This window comes from Streptomyces sp. NPDC054840 (assembly GCF_053611065.1).
On record NZ_JBSGZP010000860.1, the window covers coordinates 1 to 2,591 of the forward strand.

At 71.7% G+C, this 2,591-nt stretch carries 4 protein-coding genes; 1 reads left to right on the plus strand and 3 read right to left on the minus strand.

Annotated elements, in window-relative coordinates; genetic code table 11:
* From ACWGIU_RS35140 to ACWGIU_RS35150, 3 genes are all read right to left on the minus strand, one after another.
* Positions 1-763 (minus strand): iron-containing redox enzyme family protein (locus tag ACWGIU_RS35140; protein ID WP_453712155.1); only part of this gene is annotated, 763 nt, incomplete at its 3' end.
* A 23-nt stretch (positions 764-786) separates the two neighbouring features.
* Positions 787-1,101, minus strand: coding sequence for a CDGSH iron-sulfur domain-containing protein (locus ACWGIU_RS35145; RefSeq protein ID WP_453712152.1), 315 nt, complete (start codon positions 1,099-1,101; stop codon positions 787-789).
* Positions 1,085-1,771, minus strand: coding sequence for a HemK2/MTQ2 family protein methyltransferase (locus ACWGIU_RS35150; RefSeq protein ID WP_453712153.1), 687 nt, complete (start codon positions 1,769-1,771; stop codon positions 1,085-1,087). Before ACWGIU_RS35150 ends, ACWGIU_RS35145 begins: the two co-directional genes overlap by 17 nt.
* A gap of 575 nt (positions 1,772-2,346) precedes the next feature.
* Between ACWGIU_RS35150 and ACWGIU_RS35155 the strand changes: the two genes are divergently transcribed.
* Positions 2,347-2,591: PEP/pyruvate-binding domain-containing protein (locus ACWGIU_RS35155; protein WP_453712154.1), on the plus strand; the 245-nt coding region annotated here is incomplete at its 3' end.

Sequence of the window (2,591 nt, forward strand, 5' to 3'; positions counted from 1 at the left end):
GCCTGGATCCGGGTGATGAGGTGACCTCCACACAGGCGAAGTGGCCGACGAGCGCTCCGCGCAGCGCCCGGTGCAGGCCGAAGAGCGACATCAGGTTCACGGTCGCGAGCAGGGGTGCCGGGGCACGGTCCAGGTAGCGTCCGTACGTGGGATCCAGCCCGAGGTCGGCCATGAGGTCCGCGAAGAGCCGGGCGTGTACGCGGTCGGCGCGGCCGGCGCCGAACTCGTCGTACTCGATGGCCACCATGGCGGCCTTGGCCCGCCCCGTGAGCCGGGGGATCACCCACGCGTGCGGGTCCGCCTCCTTGAGGTGGTAGAGGGAGCGCAGGGCCGCGTACTCACGCAACTGCCATAGCTCACCCTGGGTTTGGAGGTGGCGGCTGAGGCTGCCGGAGAGGTCGACCGGCTCGACGAGCAACGGGGCGAAAGCCTCCTCGACCGAGGGGGGAGCGTCCGACAGCTCGGAGCGCAGGGCGTGGAGGAGGCGGTCTTCCATGGCCCGGCGAAGCCGCAGCAGGTCCGGATCCCATTCCCGTTCGTCGTCGACCCCGTCGAAGCCGCGGTAGTGCAGCTCGTAGAGGAGGTAGAGGGCGAGCTGGAGGTCCTCCCCGAAAGGGTCGGCCTTCCGTACGGAGCCGGTGGCGTGCACCGGTGGGCCGCCCGACCGCAAGGCGCGGGTGACGGCCTCGGACAGTGCTCCCCGCCCTTCGACGAGACGGGGCCGGTGGCTCGTTGGGGCGCCGATGCGGGGGGCGGGCGCCATGGAGAGTCGGCCGGTGGGGGCCATCACACGTTCCTGTCGTCGGGGGGAGAGGAGGGCGAGGGTGGTGGGGTCGGGGACGGCGGGGGATGCGGAGTTGCGGCTCGCTCGCGTCGGCGGTGGCTCGTGTCGCACCAGGGGTACGTGCGGCTGCGGCGGCAGGTGCACACGGCCACCATGAACCGGTCCGAGCGGGCGACCGTGCCGTCGGCCAGGACGATCTCGACCGGGCCCTCGACCAGGACCGGGCCCTGCGGGTCCACCGCCACCCGGCGGGCGTGGTCCTGGGCGGGGGCCGGGCGCGGCCCGTCGGCGGGGCTGCTGTCAAAGGTACTGGGCACGGATCACCACGAGCTCTTCCCGCTCCTCGGCCTCGGCCGCCAGGCCCTGCCGCTCCAGCCAGTCCCGCCGCGAACGCAGTACGGGCCCCCACGGTACGAACGCCCTCGCCGTCACCTCCGCCGCCAGACCCTCTCGGGCCAGCCGGCGAACGGTCTCCCCGGCGTCGCACATACCGGAGTGCACCATGAGCAGAACGCCCCCGGGACGCAGGAGGCGGGGGGCTCCCCCGCAGATCCGGTCGATGACGGTACGCCCGTCGGGGCCGGCGTCCCAGGCCCGCTGCGGCCCGCGCGACGGCAGCCGACGGCCCGGGGCGGGGACGTACGGAGGATTCGACACGACCAGGTCGTAGCTGTGATCGGCGGAGCACCCGGCGAAGTCGCCGTGCACGACGCGCAGGGGGATCCTGCGGCGCAGCGCGTTCAGGCGAGCGGTGACCACGGCGAGCCAGGAGACGTCGACCGCCGTGACGCGCGCGCCCGTGTCCGCGGCCTGCAGGGCCAGTCCGCCCGTGCCCGTGCCGATCTCCAGCACGTCCGAGCCCGGGCCGAGATCCTCCTGGGCGAGCGCTTGGGCCAGTAGTTCGGTATCCGCCTGCGGCCGATAGACACCCGGCAGAGCGATCAGTCCCGTGGGCAGTGCGGCCGGGTTCACAACCGTGGTGGGCACTTCATACCTCCCGGATCGAGAACGGCCCGCGTCGGCGGGCCGCGCCATGGTCGACACGCTGCGACTGCCCCCGGCGGGGCACCGCATACGGCACGACAGCAATCTTCGGAGGATCGAACGGAAGATGTTTTCCGGCGGCCTGTACTCCCCGCCGATCGCGGCCGGGCCCATGGCCCGCTGACAGCCTTGCGCGCGGTGTCGGGCGGCAGTCAGCAGTCGCCGATCAGGCGGCGTACCGGCCGCTCGAACCCGTCGCGGACCGGCCGGACCAAACCGGGCTCGTGGTCCGGGCGTCGCCGGTGGCCGGAGAATACCCTCCCCGCCACTCTCAACCTATAGCCCAGAGAGGGACTTGCCACAAGACCCGGGGTACGGCGGAGAATCGTCGGCCGAGACGACAACCTGCGGAAATGGGGCTACGACGTGCATGTGCTGCTGTCGACGCGTGAGGGACGCGGTGACGTCCGATTAGGGGTGAAAACGTGCTCGACAAGAGATTCGACAGAGGGGGCGGGGCCGGGGATTCGGCCGGCCGCCACAGGACGACGGAACAAGGCTGCTTCGGAGGCATCGCAGTGAGCGTGCAGTACGTGTTGGATCTGCGACAGGTCGACGAGACGCAGCTCGCGGTCGTCGGCGGCAAAGGCGCTCACCTCGGCGGACTGTCGCGGATGGAAGGCGTCCGCGTACCGGGTGGTTTTTGCGTGACGACGGACGCCTTCCGCCGGATCATGGCGCAAGCGCCGTCGATCGGCGAACAGCTCGATCAGTTGTCACGTGTGGACCCGGACGACCGGCAGGCGGTCGGGACGCTCAGCGC